This is a genomic window from Sphingobacterium paramultivorum, from assembly GCF_014109745.1.
GTDB classification, from domain to species: domain Bacteria; phylum Bacteroidota; class Bacteroidia; order Sphingobacteriales; family Sphingobacteriaceae; genus Sphingobacterium; species Sphingobacterium paramultivorum.
On record NZ_CP058555.1, the window covers coordinates 89,026 to 113,462 of the forward strand.

General features: G+C 37.7%; 21 protein-coding genes. 14 read left to right on the forward strand and 7 right to left on the reverse strand.

Going from position 1 to position 24,437, the window contains the following annotated elements; translation table 11 throughout:
• Positions 1-22 precede the first annotated feature (22 nt).
• Together HS960_RS00395 and HS960_RS00400 are read right to left on the reverse strand one after the other, a co-directional pair.
• Positions 23-535 carry an STM3941 family protein gene (locus tag HS960_RS00395; protein WP_153846446.1) on the reverse strand — a complete coding sequence of 171 codons (513 nt, stop codon included), beginning with the start codon at positions 533-535 and terminating at the stop codon, positions 23-25.
• A 201-nt stretch (positions 536-736) separates the two neighbouring features.
• On the reverse strand, positions 737-3,199 hold the full coding sequence (locus HS960_RS00400; RefSeq protein WP_182330957.1) for an outer membrane beta-barrel protein: 2,463 nt from the start codon (positions 3,197-3,199) through the stop codon (positions 737-739).
• A gap of 275 nt (positions 3,200-3,474) precedes the next feature.
• On the opposite strand from HS960_RS00400, the gene HS960_RS00405 reads away from it, so the two are divergent.
• The 5 genes from HS960_RS00405 to HS960_RS00425 all read left to right on the forward strand — a co-directional run bounded on the left by HS960_RS00405 (position 3,475) and on the right by HS960_RS00425 (position 7,715).
• The gene (locus tag HS960_RS00405; RefSeq protein WP_182330958.1) at positions 3,475-4,116 is read left to right on the forward strand and encodes a MarR family winged helix-turn-helix transcriptional regulator; all 642 of its coding nucleotides are present in this window, start codon (positions 3,475-3,477) and stop codon (positions 4,114-4,116) included.
• Between the two features lie 113 nt (positions 4,117-4,229).
• On the forward strand, positions 4,230-5,708 hold the full coding sequence (locus HS960_RS00410; RefSeq protein ID WP_182330959.1) for a phytoene desaturase family protein: 1,479 nt from the start codon (positions 4,230-4,232) through the stop codon (positions 5,706-5,708).
• Between the two features lie 4 nt (positions 5,709-5,712).
• Positions 5,713-6,549, forward strand: coding sequence for a phytoene/squalene synthase family protein (locus HS960_RS00415; protein WP_182330960.1), 837 nt, complete (start codon positions 5,713-5,715; stop codon positions 6,547-6,549).
• A 9-nt stretch (positions 6,550-6,558) separates the two neighbouring features.
• Positions 6,559-7,017 (forward strand): sterol desaturase family protein, encoded by a 459-nt coding sequence (locus HS960_RS00420; RefSeq protein WP_182330961.1) that lies wholly within the window; start codon positions 6,559-6,561, stop codon positions 7,015-7,017.
• The gene (locus HS960_RS00425) at positions 7,014-7,715 is read left to right on the forward strand and encodes a lycopene cyclase domain-containing protein (protein WP_182330962.1); all 702 of its coding nucleotides are present in this window, start codon (positions 7,014-7,016) and stop codon (positions 7,713-7,715) included. The genes HS960_RS00420 and HS960_RS00425 overlap by 4 nt, the downstream gene beginning before the upstream one ends.
• A gap of 441 nt (positions 7,716-8,156) precedes the next feature.
• On the opposite strand, the gene HS960_RS00430 is transcribed toward HS960_RS00425, so the two are convergent.
• Together HS960_RS00430 and HS960_RS00435 are read right to left on the reverse strand one after the other, a co-directional pair.
• On the reverse strand, positions 8,157-9,668 hold the full coding sequence (locus HS960_RS00430; RefSeq protein WP_182330963.1) for a SusD/RagB family nutrient-binding outer membrane lipoprotein: 1,512 nt from the start codon (positions 9,666-9,668) through the stop codon (positions 8,157-8,159).
• 10 nt (positions 9,669-9,678) lie between these two features.
• On the reverse strand, positions 9,679-12,732 hold the full coding sequence (locus tag HS960_RS00435; protein ID WP_182330964.1) for a SusC/RagA family TonB-linked outer membrane protein: 3,054 nt from the start codon (positions 12,730-12,732) through the stop codon (positions 9,679-9,681).
• A 149-nt stretch (positions 12,733-12,881) separates the two neighbouring features.
• Here HS960_RS00435 and HS960_RS00440 point away from each other — a divergent pair, with 149 nt between their 5' ends.
• On the forward strand, positions 12,882-13,775 hold the full coding sequence (locus HS960_RS00440; RefSeq protein WP_182330965.1) for a helix-turn-helix domain-containing protein: 894 nt from the start codon (positions 12,882-12,884) through the stop codon (positions 13,773-13,775).
• Between the two features lie 145 nt (positions 13,776-13,920).
• On the opposite strand, the gene HS960_RS00445 is transcribed toward HS960_RS00440, so the two are convergent.
• On the reverse strand, positions 13,921-14,328 hold the full coding sequence (locus HS960_RS00445; protein ID WP_182330966.1) for a DUF5367 domain-containing protein: 408 nt from the start codon (positions 14,326-14,328) through the stop codon (positions 13,921-13,923).
• A gap of 486 nt (positions 14,329-14,814) precedes the next feature.
• Here HS960_RS00445 and HS960_RS00450 point away from each other — a divergent pair, with 486 nt between their 5' ends.
• From HS960_RS00450 to HS960_RS00460, 3 genes are all read left to right on the forward strand, one after another.
• Entirely contained in the window at positions 14,815-15,381 is a 567-nt protein-coding gene (locus HS960_RS00450) for a Crp/Fnr family transcriptional regulator (RefSeq protein WP_182330967.1), read from the forward strand.
• Positions 15,382-15,471: 90 nt separating this feature from the next.
• Positions 15,472-16,077 (forward strand): GNAT family N-acetyltransferase, encoded by a 606-nt coding sequence (locus HS960_RS00455; protein ID WP_182330968.1) that lies wholly within the window; start codon positions 15,472-15,474, stop codon positions 16,075-16,077.
• Positions 16,078-16,465: 388 nt separating this feature from the next.
• Positions 16,466-17,335, forward strand: coding sequence for a hypothetical protein (locus HS960_RS00460; RefSeq protein WP_182330969.1), 870 nt, complete (start codon positions 16,466-16,468; stop codon positions 17,333-17,335).
• Position 17,336: 1 nt separating this feature from the next.
• Here the strand turns inward: HS960_RS00460 and HS960_RS00465 are convergent, their stop codons facing one another.
• Positions 17,337-17,933 carry a hypothetical protein gene (locus HS960_RS00465; protein ID WP_159728165.1) on the reverse strand — a complete coding sequence of 199 codons (597 nt, stop codon included), beginning with the start codon at positions 17,931-17,933 and terminating at the stop codon, positions 17,337-17,339.
• A gap of 118 nt (positions 17,934-18,051) precedes the next feature.
• Between HS960_RS00465 and HS960_RS00470 the strand changes: the two genes are divergently transcribed.
• The 3 genes from HS960_RS00470 (at position 18,052) to HS960_RS26970 (ending at position 21,294) form a co-directional block, all read left to right on the forward strand.
• A complete protein-coding gene (locus HS960_RS00470) occupies positions 18,052-18,360 on the forward strand; it encodes a hypothetical protein (protein ID WP_075993720.1) in 309 nt (102 codons plus the stop codon).
• 307 nt (positions 18,361-18,667) lie between these two features.
• On the forward strand, positions 18,668-20,890 hold the full coding sequence (locus HS960_RS00475; protein ID WP_182330970.1) for a glycosyltransferase: 2,223 nt from the start codon (positions 18,668-18,670) through the stop codon (positions 20,888-20,890).
• A gap of 281 nt (positions 20,891-21,171) precedes the next feature.
• The gene (locus HS960_RS26970) at positions 21,172-21,294 is read left to right on the forward strand and encodes a hypothetical protein (RefSeq protein WP_257787001.1); all 123 of its coding nucleotides are present in this window, start codon (positions 21,172-21,174) and stop codon (positions 21,292-21,294) included.
• A gap of 197 nt (positions 21,295-21,491) precedes the next feature.
• Here HS960_RS26970 and HS960_RS00480 read toward each other — a convergent pair whose 3' ends face one another.
• Entirely contained in the window at positions 21,492-22,667 is a 1,176-nt protein-coding gene (locus HS960_RS00480) for a GAF domain-containing sensor histidine kinase (protein ID WP_182330971.1), read from the reverse strand.
• A gap of 378 nt (positions 22,668-23,045) precedes the next feature.
• On the opposite strand from HS960_RS00480, the gene HS960_RS00485 reads away from it, so the two are divergent.
• Positions 23,046-23,630 carry a YciE/YciF ferroxidase family protein gene (locus HS960_RS00485; protein WP_153846429.1) on the forward strand — a complete coding sequence of 195 codons (585 nt, stop codon included), beginning with the start codon at positions 23,046-23,048 and terminating at the stop codon, positions 23,628-23,630.
• A gap of 110 nt (positions 23,631-23,740) precedes the next feature.
• The gene (locus tag HS960_RS00490) at positions 23,741-24,112 is read left to right on the forward strand and encodes a response regulator (protein WP_075993718.1); all 372 of its coding nucleotides are present in this window, start codon (positions 23,741-23,743) and stop codon (positions 24,110-24,112) included.
• Positions 24,113-24,437 lie beyond the last annotated feature (325 nt).

The window sequence follows — 24,437 nt, forward strand, 5'->3', positions numbered from 1 at the left end:
TTCTCGGCCAGTCTTTTCCCTCTTATTGTCCCTTATACCGCTCATAATACTCTTCTATCAATTTTTTGAGTGTATTGAAATCAAGCGACAGTTGATCTGCTGAAACGGCTATTCCATTTTCGAGTACATGTTGTTGTACTTGTGGAGAGAACTGCTGCATATAATTTTCGGGATGGTGTAGCTTCAAAAAAACAAAATGGATGCCATGGGCCATTCCTGTCGAGACAGATTTAATAGCAGTCCATTTTACAGTCCCAGCCTTTATTCCTACTGGCGTACCATTATATCGAATGCCATTTGCGTTCAATATTAGGCCAGTGCGATCTTTAACAAATAGGCTTTTTACACCGCCAATTAGACAATAACATCCCAAGCCCCCTAAGGTCAACATCAGTGCTCCAGGGAAAATTCTTATTTTTTCAGCGACAAAGAAAATATAGTAAGCAAATGCCAAAGCCGCTATCGTCAACAGCAAGCCAAATAGCGCTAATTTCAGACGTTTTTTGTTATCGAATTCTATGATAGTCTCATTCATAATTAACGTTCTCTTTCACATGTTTATAGGACTAAGTTAAAACAACGCTTTTCAGATTTTCATGCGAATTTCAATTCGTATGGATTCGTTTTAAATTCGCAGTATTTTGAGGTCTATCTGTATTTAAGCTATTTTCTAAGCTTAATTATATCCAGCGCTATGCTTCCACGAATCATCTTTGACGATTAAAGTATTGATGGATTAATCTATCCTCGAATCTTTTTCCAGCTTTTTGGTCTGTTTTGCGGAGAAGGTCTTTCCGAAATTGTAACTGAAACTCAATTTTGCATAGCGTGACTTCAATTTATTCACTGTTTCAATGCTAATCACATTGCCTAAAATGGAAATAGGTGCTTTTTGTAAGTTGAAAATATCCTCAATCGTCAGGGATATGTTTAGCTTGTCCCGAAGCACTTTTTGTTGTAAACCCGTCGTGATGTATCCTGTTGCCCCATATTGCATTTGAAAACTATTTCTTTTCGAAGCATAAAAGCCGAATATTTGAACAGTAGTCTTTGGCAGAATATTAATAAAGGTGTTGATCGACCCACTAAAGTTGACAATCCCAGGTAACAAAATATCTTCTGTCTTATTCGATCTGAAAGTCGGTCGTTGGGCCGATAAATATGTACTGACATTCACGCTGCTTCCAAATTTGTTTTGCGACATGACATAACCTCCAATTTGGTTTAGATTATAATCATTATAATAGTTAAACTCCGGGCTTCCAACCTCCTCATTATATCTTGAGATATAGGTAAACATATTCTTCGAGGAGTTTCCATATAAAGAAAAGATCAGTGAGTGGTTGCTATTCCACTTATGTGAATATTGCAAATCTAGTCTATTTGCAAAATATGGCTTCAACTGTGTGTTGCCGTTGGTAAAATAGATGGGATTATTGGTCACCGCAAATGGATTGAGCATGTTATAACCTGGTCGTTCGATTCTTCTGTTCCCCGATAAAGTAATACTGTTTTTAAGGTCCTCGAAATCATATCGTACATTAAAGTTGGGAAATAGATTAAGATAGTTGTTTTTAATCTGTTCGTCAGTTGAAAGGGATCGTAATTTATAATCGAATGATTCTAGTCGCAAGCCTACATCGAAGGAGAAGTGTTTATATTTACCACTCAGAGAAGAATAAGCAGCAAGTATATTTTCGTTATATTGAACCTTATCTTCAATATTTGCTTCTCCTCCGACGATATTTCCATCTGTGGTCAGATTCTTAAAGAAGCTTTCTGTATTTGCACGGGCATATTTTACACCAAATTTTAGATCTATACTCCTTCCAATGTTAGTTTTGTAATCTGTATTGAAGGTCCAGATTTCATATGGTCTCTTAATAATAAAATTTCTGCTATCATTTTCTGAGGAATTTATTTCCGTGTTAGAAAAATCATATGCCTTTCTCCAGAATGAAGTGTTATTCTCATTCGAGTATTTAGCGTAATTCATGCCGATCGAAAGCTTGTTTTTCTTTTTAAAATCTTTGTCGTAGATCAAATCGACGATATGGAAATTATTGTCTAAAAACATGAAGTCCCGCTGTTTAAGCTGCCTTTGAAATTCATCTTTCCGATTATAGATCGTGGCGTCTCGTTCATTTGGAAATTTACCATAAAAGCTGGCGTACCAATAATTAAAAGAGAGCGTACTTGTTGAATCAATATTATAAAGTGTATTGATTTTCATGGAATGTGTCCTTTGGGATCTTTCACTAACCTGTTCTTGTCTATAGAGATAACTAGAATCAGGTAAGAAATAGTTTTTTATAAGATCGTTTCGTTTATGCAAGTTTTCACCATATGAAAAATTATAACCCAATGAAATTTCAAACTTACTTTTTTTTAGATTTAAATTAAGCGATTGGTCCGTTCCCCAAAGGGTAGAAACACTTGTACTTGCCGACCCAAAGAAGCCCAGATTGGAATTTTTCTTAAGTCTGATATCTAACACACCTCCGTCTCCTGCGGAATCATATGCTGCGCCTGGACTGGTAAGCACATTAACAGACAAGACCTCGTTGCTCGGTAGAGATTTCAGGTAGTTCAATAAATCCTGACCACCCAAATTGACTTTTCGACCATTTATCAATACAGTAGCCCCCTTTCCGAGCAATTGTAATTTGCCTTCCATTTCATCAACGGTTAATCCCGGTACCTGCTTGAGCAGTTCTGCTATATTTGTACTATTGCCTAATATATTGTTTTCCGCATTAAATCTATACCCACCGGTAATTAGCTCCAAGGTAGGTCTCTTGGAAGAAACCGCAACCTCCTCAAGTTTATTGTCAATCTTATGAAGCCTTATAGTACCGATATCTATATTGCTCCCGCTCGGCGTCTCGATTCTTTTTATCTGAGGCTGAAAGCCAAGGTGGTTGATTTTTAGGTAAAATGAGCGCTGACTATAGGTTAATTGGAAGTCTCCGCTTTCATTTGTCACCACTGTTTTGACAGGGGTGCTGCTACTTTGATGATCCATCAGGTATATTGAAACTAAATGAACGGGATCTGTGGTAATAGAATCGATTACTTTGCCCGTAAGAATAAAGGTTGAATCAATAAGAGAAATCTTAGTCGTGTTACATGAAGCATGAGAGATAGCAAAAAACAAGAGATTTGGGAGAACTAGGGCAATTTTTTTTAAGATATTCATATATTTAAGTTGCTTGTATTAAAGCCTGATGACAATTGTTTGTAGTTAATGACTATAGGTTAGTCGAACTCATAGAAAAAATGTTGCACGATTTATAATAAACATGATTATGCCACCTAGGTCTTCTTATTCTCAAAGCACAGCCCGATATGGGATGCAGTTTGTCAAAATTACCACTCAAATAGAGATTTCTTTTGGTTTATTTTTATTCTAAAAATATTCTTTTTTAAAATAATTAAAACAAATATAGTATATTTATGTTCTAAATAAAGTGTATGAAATATCAGCTTTTAAAAGAAATCATTGTATTAGTTGAAGAATTTGAACAGGAAAACGTAGATGGAATCTACAGCACTGACGCTGATGGATTTAAACGTTGGATAGTAACAAAGGAAACCGATGTTCTAGTCGAGCCTAATTGGGACGGTAAGGAAAATGGGCGTAGTCCAGAGAGTGTAATCAGCACATTAATAGTGCATATGAATAGGTTTGCAAAAAGTTATTCAAAGGCTGCTATTTGGGAATCTGATTTTTCCACACAAGAAGAGTTTATATACCTTATTACCCTACGATCCTTTGGTGAGATGACAAAAATGGAGTTGATCAGAAGGAATATTCATGAAAAGCCGGCCGGCATGGCTATTATAAACCGTTTGATCAAACAAAGATGGATCGGTCAACAAGATTCAAAACTGGACCGGAGAAGTAAGGTGCTTTATATCACGGAAGATGGCTTATCGGCATTGGATCGACAAATGGGGAAAATACGTCATGCTACGCAGATTGTTTCAGGTGATTTGACCTATAGCGAAAAAATAACACTGATAAGTTTATTGGATAAATTGAGCAAATTTCATCAATTAATCTATGATAGAAATATTTCACCAGAAAAATTGCTGGAGCAAGTGAAGTTATAGTCCATACCGTAGTGGGATAGAAATAACAAAAGCACTACAATGTGTACATTACCATATTGCAGTGTCAGTAAATCTATTGGGGGTATTACTCAAGTTCAGCTAAAAAAACAGAAATGAAAAAGAAGGTAGCAGTTATTGGTGCAGGTTTTTCGGGTCTTTCAGCGGCGGCCTATCTTGCGCAGGCAGGATACGATGTGCATGTTTTTGAGAAACATACGCAGCCCGGTGGAAGAGCGAGGCAGTTTAGTACAACAGAAGGGTTTAAATTTGATATGGGACCAAGCTGGTACTGGATGCCTGATATTATTGAGTCCTTTTTTTCGGATTTTGGATGCAGTACAGCTGATTTTTTTGAGCTTGTATCACTCAATCCACAATTTGAAATGATATTTAACTCCGGACAGATTCGAGTACCTGAATCCTATCAGGAGTTAAAACAATTATTTGAACAGATCGAATCTGGGGCGGGTACGCAATTGGATCGATTTATGGAGGCTGCAAAATTTAAGTATGAAGTCGGCATGCGTGATTTTGTCAATAAGCCCTGTCACAATTGGAGTGAATTCCTTTCTCCAAAAATTGCACTTAGCGCTTTGAAGCTAGATTTGCTTTCCAATTTTCGATCCTATGTTGCCAAATATTTTAAGGACCAAAGATTGCGGACATTGATGGAATTTCCGGTTATATTTTTGGGCGCTTCACCCAAGGATATTCCGGCATTATATAGCCTGATGAACTACGGCGGTTACGCACTTGGAACTCATTATCCGAAAGGAGGCTTTTTTCAGTTAGTACTGGCGATGCAACAAGTAGCGGAGAGACAAGGAGTCACTTTTCATTTTGATCATAATGTTGATGGGTTCAAGATTGAAAAGAATAAGATCACTTCATTAGTTGTTAATGGTGTGAATCATCCATTTGATCTCGTGGTTGCATCGGCCGATTATCACCATATCGAAACACTACTTGCCAAGGAGTTGAGAAACTACGATGATGATTATTGGAAGAGCAGGACCTTTGCCCCCTCAAGTTTGATCTATTACCTAGGGATGAAATCGTCCATTCCAAATCTAACACACCACACACTTTTCTTTGAGCATCCGTTGGATGATCATATTGACTGTATCTATGGTGAAAAAAAGTGGCCTGAAAATCCGTTGTTCTATGTATGTTGTCCATCCAAAACGGATCCTCATGTTGCTCCTGCAGACAGTGAGAATCTCTTCTTATTAATGCCCTTGGCGACCGCTATCTCGGACGATGATGAAACACGTGAAAAATACCTAATTAAGATGTTAAAGCGTTTGGAAAAGCATACCGGTACAAAAAACCTATATGAACAGATTGCATACAAGAGAAGTTACTGTGTAAGCGACTTTATCAGCGATTATAATGCTTACGCTGGAAATGCTTATGGACTTGCAAATACATTGAAACAGACAGCGGTATGGAAACCCAAGATCAGAAATAAGAAAGTCCATAATCTTTTTTATTCAGGTCAGCTAACGGTTCCTGGTCCCGGTGTGCCTCCATCCATTTTATCAGGGAAAATTGTTGCCAAAGAAGCCATTGAATTATATCGTAAAACATAAGACCATGAAAAAGCTATTTGATGAACTCGCTTATGAAGTAAGCAAAAAAACAACTGAAAAGTATAGTACAAGTTTCTCGCTCGGTATATTGGCACTCAAACCCAGCATTAGGGCTAGTATTTATGCGATTTATGGCTATGTAAGACTGGCTGATGAAATCGTGGACAGTTTTCATGGTTATGATAAGCAGCGACTGTTGGCGCGGTTATACCTCGAGACAAACTGTGCGCTAGAGGAAGGTATCTCATTAAATCCGATATTACAATCTTTTCAGGAGACGGTACATAAATATGCTATTGACATCGAGCTAATCCGCCAATTTCTACATAGCATGGAAATGGACCTGAATAAAGTCGACTATAATTCTGAACGCTATAAAGAATATATTTATGGTTCGGCGGAAGTGGTTGGATTGATGTGTTTACAGGTTTTTACGGAAGGTAATAGACAGCGCTATGAGGAGTTAAAACCTTACGCCATGAAACTGGGCTCTGCATTCCAGAAAATAAACTTCTTGCGGGATCTTAAAGACGACTACCATGTTCTTGGTCGCACCTATTTTCCGAATCTGGATATGGCAGTCTTCGATAATGCACTCAAAAGCCAGATTGAGGATGAGATACACAGCGAATTTAAGGAAGCGCTTTTGGGAATTAAAAAATTGCCTGCATCGGCAAAATTTGGCGTCTATCTAGCTTACAAGTATTACCTTTCACTGTTTGCAAAGATTCGAAAAAAATCCTCAAAGGAAATTTTGGAAAGCAGAGTTAGGATACCAAATGTACAAAAAGCCTATGTTGCTTTCAAAAGTTATCTGCGTTACAAAGCTGCTTACTTATAATATAGAGCTATGAATTTTATTACAGTATTGATCACTTTTATCGCTATGGAGGGCGCAACCTGGCTTATCCATAAGTACATTATGCACGGCTTTCTCTGGATATTACATCGCGATCACCACGATCATAGCAATTCGGGTTTTTTGGAAAAGAATGATTACTTTTTTATCATTTTTGCTCTTCCCACCATCGCATTGATGTATTTCGGTTCGTTAAGGGATTACAATTATCTGTTTTACGTCGGATTAGGGATTATGCTCTATGGTATGGCGTATTTCTTTGTGCATGATATATTTATCCATCAACGCTTCAAATGGTTGAGTAAAGCAAATAACCGTTACTTTTTGGCGCTTCGTCGTGCCCATAAACAACATCATAAACATTTAGGTAAAGAGGAGGGCGAATGTTTTGGCTTTTTATATGTTCCGATGAAATACTTTAAAATGTATACTAACAATGAAAAAATATGATGCCATATACTTACTCGCTTATCTTATTTTTTACGGTCATAATCTGTTTTGTCGCATCTTTCGACAAGCGGCTTCGATTCGATCGTGAGTTTGTCCCATTTCTAAAGGCAGCAGCTCTTGTTGCTGTATTTTTTATAGCTTGGGATGTCTGGTTTACCAGTAAGGGAGTATGGTGGTTTGACACAAGATACACCCTAGGCCTGGTTATAGCAGGATTACCATTGGAAGAATGGTTATTCTTTATCTTCATCCCTTTTTCTTGTATTTTCACCTATTTCTGCATTGATAAATTTTTTAGATTACAATCGCTATCCGCCTTTAATAATATTGTTGTCTTTGTGAGTGTCATTATATGTGCTGTGGTGGCACTTCGATATACTGACAGAATCTATACAGTTGTTACCGCTACTGTGACCATCGTGACATTAATGCTGTTTCACTTTGCATTTCGGATACAATGGATTACGCAGGCCTCTGTAGTCTTCACCTTGCTTATGTTGGGCTTTTTACCTGTCAATGGTATACTCACCGGAACAGGGTTGGAGTCTCCGATAGTCAATTACAATCCCATGGAATTTATGGGGATCAGGGTACTTACGATTCCGGTTGAAGATGCGGTGTACGGATACACTCAGTTTTTGTGGGTTCTTTACTTTTTTAAAAAATTTCAAAGTAAGTCGCATGAATCCAATCAATAAAGAAGAGTTAACCATATATTCCTGTGTGAAAATAAGACCGATCATATTTTCCTGTGGATCGACCCAATAATGTGTATTGAATGTGCCCCCGGAAAAATGTGCCGACATTAGCGGAGCGGACAAATTTATTTTCTGGCGTCACCAGCCAAGATCCAAGGCCAAAATAAAAGTTAAATTGCTATCCATCGCAAAAGCAGGTCGACCTGTCTCATTATAACTTGTAGGGGTATTATAACTACCTGATTCACTAAATGTAATTGTAAAAAAATGAGCATTAGATATGGAGAAATCTTGACGGTTATTTTGGAAGTCTAGGAGGTGAAAGTGCAATTTGTCATAAAAAGAACGGGGCCCATTCAATGGACCCCGTCTGACAAATAATGCTACCCACAATTGATAACATTAGCTCTCTAATCTAAATTTCTATATTGATAAACAATACTATTTTGTATCCCACCATACCCTTGCCAGCAGGACTCCATTTTCTCCTTGTGCTTGCACGTTGGCGTTGTTGGTATTGATTTCTGTCTCCGGATACATAAAGCGCAATGGATACGCTCCTGAACTTGGCGATGACAGTGAATTTGGTATTGCAGGATAACCCAGACGTCTATAATCGTTCCATGCCTGGATATTGTTGATGTTGTGCAATGCAAGCCATTTCTGGGTTATGATCTGTTGAATTTTGTTACTCGCTTCCGTATAAATGACACTTTTCTGGTTTATGTAGGATTGCGCATTGTAATTATTTTGGTTGAACAGATAATTAAATGAGGCTTGAATTCCCTTTTGGTAGGATTCACTCGCGTTGCCACTAATCCATTTCCGCTCGATGGCCTCTGCTTCTAAAAAAGCAGTTTCCGCTAAGGAAATGAGAATGGTTGACTGGCTAAATGATTTTATAATCCCAGCGGGCTGATTACCATTCTCCAGCGGACCCTTTAAGGCTGAAGTATTAAACGCTGCAAACTCCTCAACTATGGTATTATTTCCAAAAAGGACACCTTTAAACTCCCCGCTGACCTGCGTATAGTTTTGTTGTAAGCGCGGGTCGTTATAGGCTTTGTAAGTGTTGATCAAAAATTGTGTTGGTCTGATGTTGGCATAATTTGCTATTGCCACACCTGCATTGTTCCGATAGAAGGTCTCGTAAAAAGGATTCATCTTTGCTGCAGTGTTGAGATAACCCGGATTGACAGCTGCATTCTCGGAAAGAAATCCTGAACCTTCTTCGATAATTTTGGATATTTCCTGTTTAATATAGGATTCTTGACTAGAAACTTCCGATTGTTTTAGCAAGGCTCTTAATTTGAGTGTGTTGCCAAATTTGGTCCATTTGCTTTTATCTCCTTTGAAAAGAACGTCGTCTGTTGTAGGCAACAGAGAGGCAACCTTGATATCTGCAATACCTTCGGTAATTAGATCAACGGACTTGGCATAAACATCTTTTCCTGATTCATATTTCGGATGCAGGTTAACAGAGCCGTTTAAAGCATCACTGAAGGGAACATTATTGTAAAAGTCAACAAGTGTAAAGAAATGGTGAGCCATCATGATTTTACAGATCCCCGCATAAAATCTTGCATCTTCGACATTGGCCTGATCCAAAATTTCTTTGTAATACAGTAGGTTGTTATAATTGGATTCCCAGACAGGTATGCCGTCTCTTGTATCCCTTATCGCAGGACCATTATAGGTCTTTAATGCCGTAAAAGCACTCACTCCTTCATTTGAAGTTCCCCAATAACCTCCCCACAAACCACCGATCTGATTCAGTTGAACAGATTCATTTACGGCAGATACGACCAAGGCAGCAGGAAGCTTGGCATTTAGGCTTAAATTTTCCTTTATTGGCGCATTCGGATTATCATTTACATCAAGAAAGTCTTTACAGGAGCTCGCTGTAAGTAAAGTAATTGCAAATAAGGCTGATTTTATGATAGTGTATTTCATCTCCGTAGTATTAAAAAGTAATGTTGACATTAAAACCCATTGATCTTGATGTCGGAATCTGTCTGAAGCTGTTGTAGCCATCTGTTTGATTATAAAGTGCCTCTGGGTCGCCGATTGTATTGGAAGAATGCCTGACGATGAAAAGGTTGTTTCCCACAAAACCAATGCTTGCTTTTTTGATCATCCGTTGCTGGGATAGCCACGATTGCGGCAAATCATACCCGATATAGAGTTCCCTAAGCTTTAGGTAATCTCCTTTAGCGGCGGTGACAGATTGTATATTTCCGTATGCTGTCCACCACGCTTTATCTCCCTTAGAATATACCTCATTATTTTCGACAATTGATCCGTCGGCCAGGCGTACCATAGAATTAGGCATAATAAAAGGCTGTCTATCGTATTTAGCAGTTTCCGGATGTGTTCCGGCAGCAAACATCCTCGGGATTACCTCCGAATACATCCAACTTCCCAGTCTCGCATCAATCTGAAAACCCATTGTAAAGGATTTATAGTTGAATTTGGTATTAAATCCAAAAAGATAGGGCGGTACCATCGTTCCCATTACCTTTTCTTCTTCCGAAGGGATTACATTCCCGTTTGGATCCAAAACGATTTTCCCGTCTTCTCTTAAAAAGTCAGTCATGCGAAGTGTTGGATATTGTAGGCCTTTGATAGCGTAAGCTTGTCGAAAGATGTTAAACTCGTCGCCTGCATATAGATTTTTGGCTTTTGTGTCGGTATAACTGAAATTAAGGCCAAACTGTAAATTCAAATCTTTGCTTTTAATTGCAGTTCCATTGATCATGATTTCATAGGTCTTATTGATGATCTGTCCAGCATTTACGATCGTTGAATTGAAGCCCGTTGCACGCGAGATACCAGCATCAAATATTTGTCCATCCGAGTCGGAATAAGCATAAACAATATCCGTCCGCAAACGGTCGTTAAAAAATCCGAGCTGGGTACCTACCTCAAATGATTTAACAAATTCGGGTTTTATCGATCGGTTTGGCTCAGATAGGGAAGGAGTAAATCCGACCAAACTACCAAATGGAAAACCCGCGGTTTGGCTATAACTCAGGTTCAGACGATAAGGATCTAAGGTTACGTTTCCTGTCTTATTAAAAGAAGTAAAAATACGACCGTAGCTCAATACCCTGCTCTTCTGCAGGCTCGCGATCGCATCTGTAAATACAAAAGAGGAACTTACACCTGGAGAAAAATAGCTGTTGTTTCCTGGATCAAGCACCGAAACCTGATCATTTCTCCCTGTAAACGTTAGAAAAAGATAGTTTTTATATCCAGCCGTAAATTCTCCGTAAGTCGCGAGCGAACGGTATTTTGTAATTGTTGAACCACCGACCAATTCGCCAGTGCGAGAGCCCTGATTGAATATATCTTCAAATAATAGATTTGTAGCACTGATATTGATAGATTTCGTATCATCCATTCGAACATTTTGTCCGACCAAAAACTTGGTAGAGAAATCACCAAAGTTCTTATGAAAATTCAGGATCAAATCATTGTTGAAACGGGTAAAGACTCTATGTGTATCATTTACGCTCCCATTTATATTTCTTGTTGCTATATTAGAAACCAATTTTCTGTTCGTCACACGACCAGGTTCTGATTGGAAATATAGGCCAGTACGGAAAGTCGCATCTAACCAATCTGTAAATTCATAATTAAACTCCAGTTTTGAATTTAATGTATGCTGATCAGACGTATTTCTGTTATTGTCGGCCATGAAAATGGGATTTCTAGTCCCGGCAACTGGATTATACCAGTTTAAAGGATGATTTGGAGAACTTGGATCCTGCCAGTTTCGTGCATCTTTATAGTCGATATTGGCGGGTTGTGTATAAACAGATAACCATGGGCCATCACTTGTCGTATTGTTCTTGAAAAAAACGTAATTTGTATTGAAAGAGGAATTCAACTTGTTAAATCGACGCGACCCATTAAATCGTACTCCAGTACGACTTGATTTGTCGCCAGGAATCACACCTTTGATACGAACATCCTGCAAAGAAACGTAATAAGATCCCTTGTCATCGCCAGAAGAGAATGAGAGATCGTTTTGTACTGTTACGCCCGTATCGAAAAAATCCAATCGGTTATCTTTATCCGGAGCACTATATACCTTCGTTGGTTGTACACCATTGATGGGTAACCCAAAATCTCGGACCTCACCATTAAAACGATCACCCCAAGATTCATTTGCTACAGGACTGTACACACCATTTTGTCCTTGACCAAAACGCTGTTGAGCAGGGGGTAGCAGGAAAACCTTGGAAAACAGCGTACTATTACTATAGTTGATCTGCCCTCTTTCTGCCCGACCCGATTTTGTCGTGATCATAATTGCACCATTGACACCTTCAGATCCATATAACGCAGCAGCATTAGCTCCCTTCAGTACAGTAATGTCTTGGATATCATTGGGATTTATTCGGGTAATATCGGGCAATGGTACACCATCCACAACATATATGGGATCATTTTTTGACCGGTTTAAAGAACGTGTTCCTCTTAACCTAATTTGAATCCCCGGGTCAGTTTTTCCTGTTGTTAAGTCTGTTGCATTGATCCTTAGTCCGGCAACTTTACTCGATAACGCCAAAAGAGGATTTACGACCTTACCAAGATTCAATTCTTGATTGTCCACAGATTGTGCCGAAGTACCGAGTTCTCGTGCTTGCCTTTTTATCCCCAATGCACCAGTTACGTTTACTTCGGATAACATGTGTGGGTCTTCAGCTAGTCGGATGACAAGATTGGATTGTCCACTACGAACCTGAATTTCCTGTGGCATATAATTGAGATGTGAGATCACCAATGTCTGTCCCTGATGAAGGCGGATACGAAAACTGCCCTGTGAACCTGTCATCACAGAACTTGATTTGATACTTTCTTTCACACGGATTGAAACGCCACTAATAGGCTCTTCGGTTTTTAAATCCAGGATACGCCCCTCTATGGTAAAATTAGTCTGTGCGGCCACCTCTTCATAAAACTGCGAGGTGAAGAATAGAAATAGGATTAACAAGTAGCTTTTTAACATTTTTTAATGTTTAATTGAATAAGTAGTATGATTTCAATACCTTTGATTATATTAAGTCTAAATAAATATCTTACGAAGGTACTTGCTAAGATAATTTACCGAATAACGCAATCGGAAATAAGACTTATACTATTGGAAATTTCTATTCGATGGAGTTACTTCAAGCAGAAAAAAAAGCATTTAAATACGATCATCCGGATTATAAAGTAAGGATGGTCTATCCGTACACAGACCATAACTTTGTCCCGGAAGATAAGAGCTATCTTGTTATTATAGCTATTGAAGAGGGCTGCAGCTTGTCAACTGGGCCGAAGAGAATTGTTTTGAAAGAGGGCAGTAGTATGTTGCTGCGATTGCATGCGAATACAGTCAGCATCACATCCAAACATAGAAATTCGCGCTGTCTCATACTGCTATATCGAGACTCTTATCTTAAGCAAATGGATATTTCCGAGCAGCATATAGCTGCGATAAATGATGCAATACTAAATGCGGAGAAAATTTCAGAGGAGACGTCGCTTATAACGTATGTAAAAGCTAAGGATCTAATACGAATGAATGGAAGCAGTTTGTTATTACCTGCATTTTATAAGTCCAAATCACTGTTTATTCTCTCAACCCTAATGGATGCTGTGCAGCCCGGTATTCCATCCAATAAACTGGAACTACGCGAATCAGATATTGAGAAAATTAGCCAGGTGAAATTGCTTATCGAAACAAACCTTCATGAGACCTATACCATACATAAACTTGCAAAAGAAGTTGGGACCAATGTTCAATATCTTAAACAGCACTTTAAAAGCTATTATGGAATAACGATATTCAATTTTGTGTTGAAGTGTAAAATGCAGCGAGCACAACATCTATTAAAAGATCACAGATTAACGATCAGCGTTATTGGAAATAAACTTGGTTATAAGCACGCAAGCCATTTTACTGCAGCGTTCAAAAAATTCTTTGGTTATGTTCCTAATAGTTTGCGTTATCTATTGGTCATGGGATGTGATGAATTGGATGCGATTATAGAGATGGGGCTTATTTAAAAAATCAATAAGCTCAGGTAATATTCTATTAACCTTTGGCAGTGTACGCTGTTGGGAACACGATATAACTATAAAACATATTGAAATAGGCATTCTGAAGAGAGGGCGCTAAACGGTATTTATTACCATAGCGCAGGTCCGTTCTTCAGTCCCCGCCAAGCATCCTGTTTTGTCGCAGCCCCGTAACGACTGACGTAAATAATACAACGCTATAAGCCCACATGAGCCAAGAACCAAATGTTGCAGCTCGGCTTGACGGCATATTGGGAAAGATCTGTTCAAAAAATTGAATAGCGAATGTATCGAGAATCATTCCTGGCAATACCAATAGCACGCCAGCGACTATATTTTCAAAACCTGAAAGTCTAAATTTTTTAAAAGTTAAGACTGTAATCAAAATCAATATAGGGATTACTGCTGCATATAAACTAGTAAGTACGACTGGTGAATCGGTAATAAAAAAGAATTGTCCCGCAAACCGAAAAGCTAACGTTGCCAAAAACCAAATTAAAAATCCGATAGCAAGAACAGGTAAAATAAACGTTTTTTTCATTTTTGAAATTTTGAATAAAAGTAGTATTGGAAAAAAGTAATATTCAGTAATCCCCGCCATCTAAACTCACTTACATACGTTCATACTCATCGAGAACTATTAGTACACCTACACACTATCATTTAGCTGAATTGGACGACTTTCATCTCACATATATGGCAGATTATAAAAATTGAAGCTAGATCAATAACATTATGGTGGATAATGCCCAAGTTACGAATAGGTATTGTCCATTTTTTGAGATTTTTCTCAAGGCCCAATATACAAATTAAAGTACAGGATTACTGCGATGAAGGGGCCATTTATTCTTCTTCGCCATTTTATAGATTTATTAAGTAAATTAGATCTATGAAAGAGAACTTAATTGCCTTTTAATGTCTTTTGACTTTTAAACTTTTCTCCTCTTCCAGAATTTGGATTGCTCTAAGGAGAAAATCGAAGATGGAGAAGGTTGAGTTATGGTGTTAGTTTATTTCATAATTTTAGATGATGCTCTACAAAAATTTCGCAACCTCCGTATTGAAAGATCTAAAGGCCGCTATTGACGATCAGATGGCTGATTTTGTTGAATTGGTCGAATTCCCCAAGAACTCACTGCTGCTTTCCCCTGGACAACGAAACCTGTATTATTATGTGGTGGAATCGGGGATTTTAGTGAACTATTATATAAGGGATGGTGAAGAGGTTGTTACGAGTTTCACTTTCCCTGGGGATATCGTTGCAGACTTTAGAACAGCCGTATTCAAGGTAGCAAGTACCGATTATATCAAAGCACTTGGCCCAGTAAAGGTTTATCGTATTTCTGTTTCTGATTTTGATAAGTTAAAAAAAGAAAATAATCTTCTATTGGAGTTGGAGAGGCAGCTGATTATTGCTTATGCTCTTCTTTTAGACGAACGTCTGAGATTTATCCAGCATACAACTGCCCTAGAGCGGTATCAATTTTTGATGGACCATTACCCACAATTGATCGCTACAGTGAGTACCCGTTATATTGCATCCTATATTGGAGTGAAGGTCGAAACATTAAGCCGGATTCGCAGTAAGATTTAAAATATTAGCGGTTTAATTCTATTTTTTGTCTTCCAATTTTATTGACAATTGTCATGTTTATTGGGACTTTAATTTCTGTTTTTTGTAATTATGAAAAATAAGAAAGCCGATAAAAAAGATTCTAACCGTTTGGTAGATATTATTTGTAGTTCATTTGTAAACGATCCTTGTTTTAGGTGGATGATCGGTCAGAAAAACTTTGAAAAAAAGATTTATTTTTTGGCTGATTATCTAGTTGAAGAGACATTGGCTAAAGGTGAGGTATTTATCGGGCCGACTGGAGATGCTGCAGCACTTTGGCAATCTGAAAAGAAAGAGCGGTTATCGTTAGCAGTAATTTTCAGAAATTTAAAATTCTTATTTAATATGGGACTTCCAACAGTTTGGCGATCACTTAAGCTTTTAAAGCTAAAGGATGCTCATATCTCTAATCAAAATCCATATTTATACTTGGCATGTATTGGTGTAATGCCATCGGAGCAGGGGAAGGGTTTGGCTAAAGCCTTATTGGATCCAGTTTTAGCAGATGCCGAAAATTCAGGAAGAGATGTTTATCTCGAAACTGCAAATCCTTTGAATGTAAACATCTATAAAAAAAGAGGTTTTGAAATCATTGATGAAGTCGATTTATCTGAAATTAAAATTACGTTTATGGTAAAGCGTTGTTTAACTTCAAAGAAGGCCAAGACCTTCTAATGTAACAATATATATGTTGTTACATTAAATGAGGACTCTACCTTGATAACTTGAATTTTCGAATTTAAAGAGGTTTTTATAGCTTATTTTTAGAACTTTTTTTAAAGAGCAAAGAGTTTTTAAGTACATTTAAATATCAGCATCGAGTTCTTAAGTAAGGAAAATTGGACTTAACTATTCGATTTCAACAGTCCACTGGAACCAAAATTCTTCTTTCATTAAAAGTATGATATACACGAAACATAATCTTAGCTACTTCTTAACCCTTATTTTGTTTTTTTGTATTGTGACTGTAGGAAAGGCTCAGGTACTACCATTCTATAAGGTCACCCCCTTGGAGGACGATGATTATTTTACAAAAACTGTTTTTTTATTCAATCCTGCTTTTATGAAAAGCAATAAAGTAAAAAGCATTCTACTGCAGAGTGAAGAGAAGATTGGGATAAAATATATTTACAATTTTAACCCCGACGGCATGGTGGTAAGTATGACGAGCATAAGATATAATAACGAAAAAACTGATACCGCTTTTTATACCAGATATTATTATAATTTAAACCGACTCATCGATAAAAAAGCAAGGATAGATTATTCCAATGGCATCGTAAAAGTGAGTAGCTTCCAATACAATAAGAATAATAAAATTGATATCATCCGGACCTTCACATTGAATGCTCAGATGCCAAATAGGCCACAAAACAATGATTGGCAGGGAAAGCAATTTCCCAGAGTAGACAACATGATTTTAGAGGGCGCCTTACCAGACGAAAGCCTTTGGAAGAAAATGACAGCGAATAATGATTTTTCTTCCATGCAATATCGTTACTATACCGAAAACGAATTCGAGGCAGAAGAACGTACCGAATATTTCAATTTTAGTAAAAATAGCGGCAGTCCAGATACGTGTTATCAAAAAAAGACGTATTACTATTTGAAAGGGCATCCGGTAGTGTTGTTTCTACATAATGACTGTGCTGTCGAGAAAACACCATCTGAATTGTATCAATTCAAAGACGGACTTTTGGTAGAGCTCACTGATGCACCTTCTTCCCTTGATCCCAAAACCGAAAAGTATGTCTACGACCAAAACCGAAACCTGAAACTAATGGAAGATAGTTGGAACGGACGAAAAGTAAGTGAACTGGGAATGAGTTATGATGAAAAAGGCTTTTTGGTTTCCATACAGCGAAAGTCGGATGCTGCTAAGGCTCATTATTTTGAAGATCGCATTCTAAAGGCAATTTATAGTTTTTACTAACTCAATAACCATTGCTTCTTTTCCATATTCCATTTTCATCGAGAATTTTTAAATAACTTTTAGGCGACTCGTCTGATTGACAACATTGAACCAGTTGATCGGTTAAGGCAGTCAGAAAGTCAAAACAAACAGAAAAGTCCTCTTTTGAGTTATAAAAGCCACCCCACTCATTTAAGCTCCAACAAAATATATCGCCCCTGTCGGTCGTAATCGAAATCACGATGTTAGGGGTATCTACGTCGTTTTTTTTGTAGTAATCATAGTTTTCTCCGCCCAACAACGATATTTCACGGGCAGGAATGTTGATTGCACTTATGTTGGAAAATAAAACCGAACCAAAACAGGCACTTGTAAATCCGTCCTTATTCAGCGTTACTATTTCTGTCGATTGTCGTTCGGAGGCCGTTTTAAATAGCTTATAAATAGCTATTAGGAGGAACGGAAATAATATCAGTAACAGCCAGCTCGAGAGATCATGTGCAGGGCGTACAAGAAAAAGGGTGGTTGTCAGTGTAATAGCCAATAAAACCGTAAAAAACCAAACAAGAATGGCCGAGGTTTTGCTGCGGTTATTAAAACGAAATTGATAGCTCTTCATCGTAAGTTGAGTAAGGTGAATTTCTAATAAAAAACCATAGGCTTCAATAATAAATATATGGATATTTTATTGGTATATAGTAAATTGCATGTAAATTGCTCTTGGATTACATACTTTTATGAATGAGATCGATGAAATGTTATCCCTATATGGGCTGAGCGAAAAGCGCAGTATTTTACGCTTGCTCGATGATTTTCAGGACGAGGCGGAAATTAAAGAATATTGCTGGAAGGTTTTGAGAACTTACCCTGACCTTAAGAAAGAAGCTTGGTTAATTGGACTGGAAGGGGGCGATTATATCTACAGTTTTGAGGGACATTACGTTTTCATCACGGATGATATCTGGAGTTTTAATTTAATCGCGATGAAACCAGTATTAAAGTTGCTGGTAGAAAAGATAAAAGCCTTAAAGGCATCAGGTGAATGATAGACTTCAAAGTTCTATAACCTGTAAATAAGATGTCTTCATTGTTGGATGTTATAATCAACTTATCATCGATCGTAAGGACTGCCGATTTATTAAAAAAATAGTTAGGCGAACAGCTCCAGCAAACTGTTTCCTGCTTGTTAAATTTTGGCAGCGTTAAATTATCGGATATATATTACTCTTGTTACCCTCATAATAAAAATTTTCTTTCAATTTATTTTTGTATATTTATAAACCTCCCTACGTGCAGCACCTTGTCAAAGATACAAGAAGATCGTATGCAAGGACTTCACTTAAAAATCCAACAATGATTTCAGCAACAAAAAGAGGAATAGCGTTCCTATCCACTTATCCTCCACGCGCCTGCGGTATTGCAACTTACACAACAGATCTAATGAAGGCTATCGCGAGTAAATTTGAAGTGTCTTATCGACTAATTCCTATACCGATAGTAGATGACAATACGTCTCAGGAAGATGGTCCACTAGGGAAACTGGATATAACAAACCCGCTCTCTTTCGATACCATTCTTGAAAACATTCTGTTTGATCAGGATATTAAATTGATCTGTATCGAACATGAGTTTGGCCTTTTCGTTGGTCAAGAAACTGAGTTCATAACTTTTCTCAAGGATCTTAATTCAGCACAGCTTGCTATTGTCGTGACTTTCCATACGGTGTTGCCAGCACCAGACCGCATGCTGCTCGAACATGTATATGCCATTGCTTATAATTGTTCGCAAATCATCGTGATGACACAGGGATCCGCCGATATCCTTACGAGTACTTACAAAATTCCTACCAGTAAAATAACCGTAATAGCGCATGGCACGCATTTAGCTCCAGCGACGGATAAACACGCCATTCTTGAGCGATACAGTCTCGTGGACAAAAAAATCCTCAGTACATTTGGTTTACTTGGACCCAGTAAGAGTATAGAGACTACACTTTATGCGCTACCCGCTATTATCGAACAAAATCCAAATGTAATGTTCCTTATTTTGGGGATGACACACCCCAATCTTTTACGATATGAGGGAGAGACGTATAGAAACAAACTTGAGACAATAATAGACCGATATAACATTTCAGATCATGTCCGTTTTGTTAATGAATTTCTCTCAACAGAAAATTTATTGTCCTATCTGTCGATCACCGATGTGTATCTTTTTACGTCAAAAGACCCTTTACAGGCGGTTAGTGGAACATTTTCTTATGCGCTGAGCTCTGGCTGTCCCATTGTGTCGACACCAATCCCTCACGTAAAAGAGGTTTTAAAGGAAGATATGGGGACCATAATTGATTTTGAAGCTTCTGACCAGCTTGCGGCTGCAGTCAATCAAATTTTGGATGATGAACTTAAATTAGGCAAGATTCATCGTGTGAATCTTCAAAAGATGGTTAAAACCTCCTGGCAGAACGTTGCTATAGCTCATGTTTATCTTTTTGAGTTACTTATAGATAAAAAGAGGGAAATGATATACTCAGTTCCCCCCGTCAACCTGGATCATATTTTTCGGATGTCTGAAGAACGTGGATTTGTTCAATTTGCGGATATCTCTACGCCCGACCTTGCAAGCGGTTATGCGTTGGATGACAATGCAAGAGCACTTATAGCGATGTTACATCACTATAAAATATATGAATCATATGAAACCATTGCTCTGATCCAGAAATACCTGGATTTTATAGGTTATTGTATGCAAGAAGATGGTACATTTCTGAATTATGTAGACAGGAGCGGCAATTTTACAATACAAAATAAACAGGAGAATCTTGAAGATGCCAACGGCCGAGCTGTCTGGGCTTTGGGTGAAGTGGTGGGCATGGCTAATCTTTTGCCTGAAAGGATAGTAAAACTTGCAATAGAGCTTTTGGAGCGGGCATCCAAGCATGCATTAGTTTACTATTCGACAAGATCGATGGCCTTTACCATTAAGGGCCTAAGTTTTATGAAGGGCAAAAATTATAAGGCTATCATAGAAGTCCTGGCAGATCGTCTAGCAGCTATGTTTGAACATGAGAGCTCTTCAGATTGGCAATGGTATGAATCTTATATGACTTATGGCAATAGTGTTATTCCAGAAGCCATGTTGATCGCCTATGAGACAACTAGGGACAACAGATATAGAGATATCGCCTATCAATCCTTTGATTTCTTATTGAGCAGGATTATTGTCGACGAAGAGATTCATGTGATTTCCAACAAAGGCTGGGCACATCGTGGCCAGCTGAGAACTGATCCCAGGGGCGGAGAGCAGCCCATTGATGTTGCTTATACTATTATTGCACTAGATAGATTCTATAAGTTTACAAAAGATGAGCAATATAAGAAGACCATCCGAATAGTATTCGACTGGTTTTTGGGACGGAATCATATTAGACAGATTGTTTATAATCCTGTTACCGGAGGCTGTTTTGATGGACTGGAAGAGCATGCTATCAATATCAATCAAGGCGCAGAATCCACCATAAGCTATCTAATGGCAAGACTTAAAATGGAGGATCATACGCACGAACCTATGAGTTAGTTTCTTTTGAACAGTAGTTGCTTCATTGTCAATTATTATTTGTATATTTAATACTATGATCTACTATTTCATATAACCCCATTTCGTAGGTCCAATATGATAAATACACTTGTTTTATCTTTAAATTCTCCACAATATATTTTCCGGAAATTTTTAGTTCAACAACTAGCTGCTAGTGTACCTCAAAGAGAGAACACGTTTTAGTTTACTTTTATTCCTCCCGATCAAGTATAAACATTGAAAAGGGAAAAGGATAATACGCACTATAAAATCCATACATCATGAGTAAAGACATTAAAAAGGAAAAAAGCACAAAAGAGAAAACGCAATCTTCTTATCAAAAAGAAAAAGATTCTGTTTCGAAAGACTTAACGGAGAATGTTTTCCGTAAAAAAAAGAAATAGGCAATTGAAAAGATAGCTTATTGTTTGCTCTTGCACAAAGGTAGATTAATTTGGAGCGGGTACAAAGGCTGGATTATTAGACCAGGCTTTTGCTCGCTTTTTTCTTTAACAAAACTGAATTTGAGTATTGTATATTATATCTTTATGATGCTTAATTGTCGAGCATAAATCCCATAAAAATATGATCAAAGCATCTATCATATTGGTATCCAAAGGGTAAAAACCACCTTTTCATCAAAGCATTTGACATGGATATCACCGCTGTGAGCTGTGATTATCTGTTTGGAAATATAAAGGCCCAATCCCAGTCCACCTTCTTTCTGGTTTTTTCTTCCAACAAAGGGCTTAAATAGGTTATTGAATATAGGCGCTGCTATCTGATGGCCATCATTTTCTATCTGGAAGATAAATCTGTCACTTTCAATAGAGGACTTTATAACGATTGTATTTTCTGCCAAACCATGTCGGAATGAATTTCCTATGAGATTTGAAAACACCTGTGCCATACGCTCATGATCGCATGTTACTGGATGTTTTGCTCCGAGATTTGTCTGTACTTTTCTGTGGGGTGCACTTGTTTGGATCTCACGAAGGGCCTGAAGGATCACTTTATCTAATTCGACCAGATTTTTGTTCAGATGTATTCCCGTGCCGAGCTTACTCCGGGCAAAATCAAGCATGTTATCTATTAGACCTTTCATTCTATAGGACGAATCATAAATAAGCTTGGCCGTTTGTTTATGTTTTGCATTCTCGAGTTTGTCGGCGAGATATTGCGATAAGGTAATGACAGCACTCAATGGATTTTTTAGGTCATGCCCCAACACGGATAATAGCGTATCCCTGCGTTCAGAGTATTGTAATTCTTCACCTAACAGGGCTTGGGTATTTTTTATTTTGGCGATCGAACCCAAATGAAAACTGATCAGTTCAGCTAGAAGTTCAAATAGTGGTGCTATCCGTTCTCTATCAATTGATACGGCTTTATAATCTATCGTGCAGAGGGTTCCAAAGAACAATCCATCATTGTCAACGATCGGGAATGCAATATAACTTTTAAAACCTTTTGCATGCAATTTTCTTTTCCAATCTTCATTTTCACAGTAGTCGATATCGGGGATAATGATAGGAGCATGTTTATCATGTGCCTCATCTCCTAAGGTATAATGTAATTCGAGCTGCTGCCCCGCTGTTACTCCGACTCCGAGCGAATCCCGTACAGCACAGGCTATCCATTGATGGCCATTGTGAGAGGTTACCAGTCCTAGATCCATTCCTGTATATAGACATATGGTGTTCAATATATTCTTTACTGCAGGAATATCTTCGATCCGCATGAGCAAATGGGAGATGGCATCATTATTTTCTTTCATATCTGTTACTGTTGGTGAAATCGAAGTCAATATCAACGACTAAAATATATCACTTTGTAAGGAATGACTATATAATTACAAATTGGAGAATAAGATGTTTGATTTTCTGTTCGAATCTTGTGTTAGCGGACTTTATGTCTAAATATAAGCAAAATTTAATCGTTTTTTAGAATCTAATTGTATCAGAGAGGGGTGGATCCCAATTGGAGATACTTATTATTCCGGTTAAAAAGACCTTGATTTTCAATACAAAAAAATGTTTTTATACGTCTTCGTCGGAATATACACGTGAAATACAGGTGATAGCTCTGATAATAGAACTAACACTGTTCGATGGATGTTCTAATTTAAAAGCTCTAGGGCAATAAACTTTAAAAAATGGAAACAACAACTAAAAGTAACGCAAGTGAAAATACTGGAAATGGAACGATGACGAAACAATCCACAGACCACACGAAAAAGCGTTCAGGATCCGATGCTGCAAAAGATTTGGCCGAGCTATTTGAAGACGGGCTTAAAGATATTTATTGGGCGGAAAAAGCTTTGATAAAAGCATTGCCCAAAATGGAAAAAAACGCTACCGCGGAGAAATTAAAAAAAGCGATTTCCAAACACCTTTTCGAAACCGAAGATCATGTGAAACGTTTGGAACAGTGTTTTGAGATTTTGGAGCTGAAGCCTAAAGCAGAGCGATGTGCTGCAATGGCAGGGTTGATCGAAGAAGGTGAACATATTATCGAGGAGACCGAAGAAGGAACCGTTAGAGATGCAGGTATTATCGCTGCTGCCCAAAAGATTGAGCATTACGAAATTGCCACATATGGTACCCTCGCGGCATTTGCTAAAGTCTTGAAGTACAATGAGGCTATTCAGCTTTTGCGTGAGACCCTTTCAGAAGAAAAAAAATGTGATTCTGATTTAACTGCTTTAGCGGATACCAACCTCAATACAAAAGCTAAATAAGAGTTACTAAACAAAAAAAATGGATGGATCTTACGTCTGTAAGATCCATTTTTTATAAATGATGATCTCTGAAAATGCATCTCTGATCAATAGAATTTAAAAAACTCAAGATGAAGAAGAAAATTGTGGTGTGTGATGATGATATAGAAATACTGAATGCATTTTCTATAGTATTGGAGGATCAAGATACGATAGTTATAACGGTAGCGAATAGCTTAGTTTTGATAGACGTGTTGGACAGTATAGATGCTGATATTCTTTTTTTGGATATTCATATGTCTGCACGTAACGGAGACCAAGTACTGCGAGACCTCAGGAGTTCATCTAAACATGATAAGCTGCCCGTAATTATGATTTCAGGTCATATCGATGGACGGAGTATTTCAGTGGAATGTGGAGCCGATGGATTTTTAGCTAAACCTTTTGATCTTATCGACTTGGAAAACTATATACGGAGATTTGTTTATGAAAGTGAATCTTAATATCGTATTTGGTCTCAAACCGTTTAAAATTCCGTGATCCTTGCATCGTAAATCAAATGAGTAGCAAACAATTATTTAAAAACAAATTATAAGCAAGCTTCGTTTAACATATGATGACTTTAATCCCAATGGATATGCAGACAGGAAAATAATCATTCAAAATATGGTAAGCCGTCGTTGCAAAATGATGGTAAAGTCTGAACTCGACAAATTGGGAATACTTTATAAATCCATTGAATTAGGGGAAAAACTCCTATTAAGAAAGCGAAAAAATCTCGAAGAACTTTAGTATTATATCGGAAAATCTACCAATTATATAACAAAT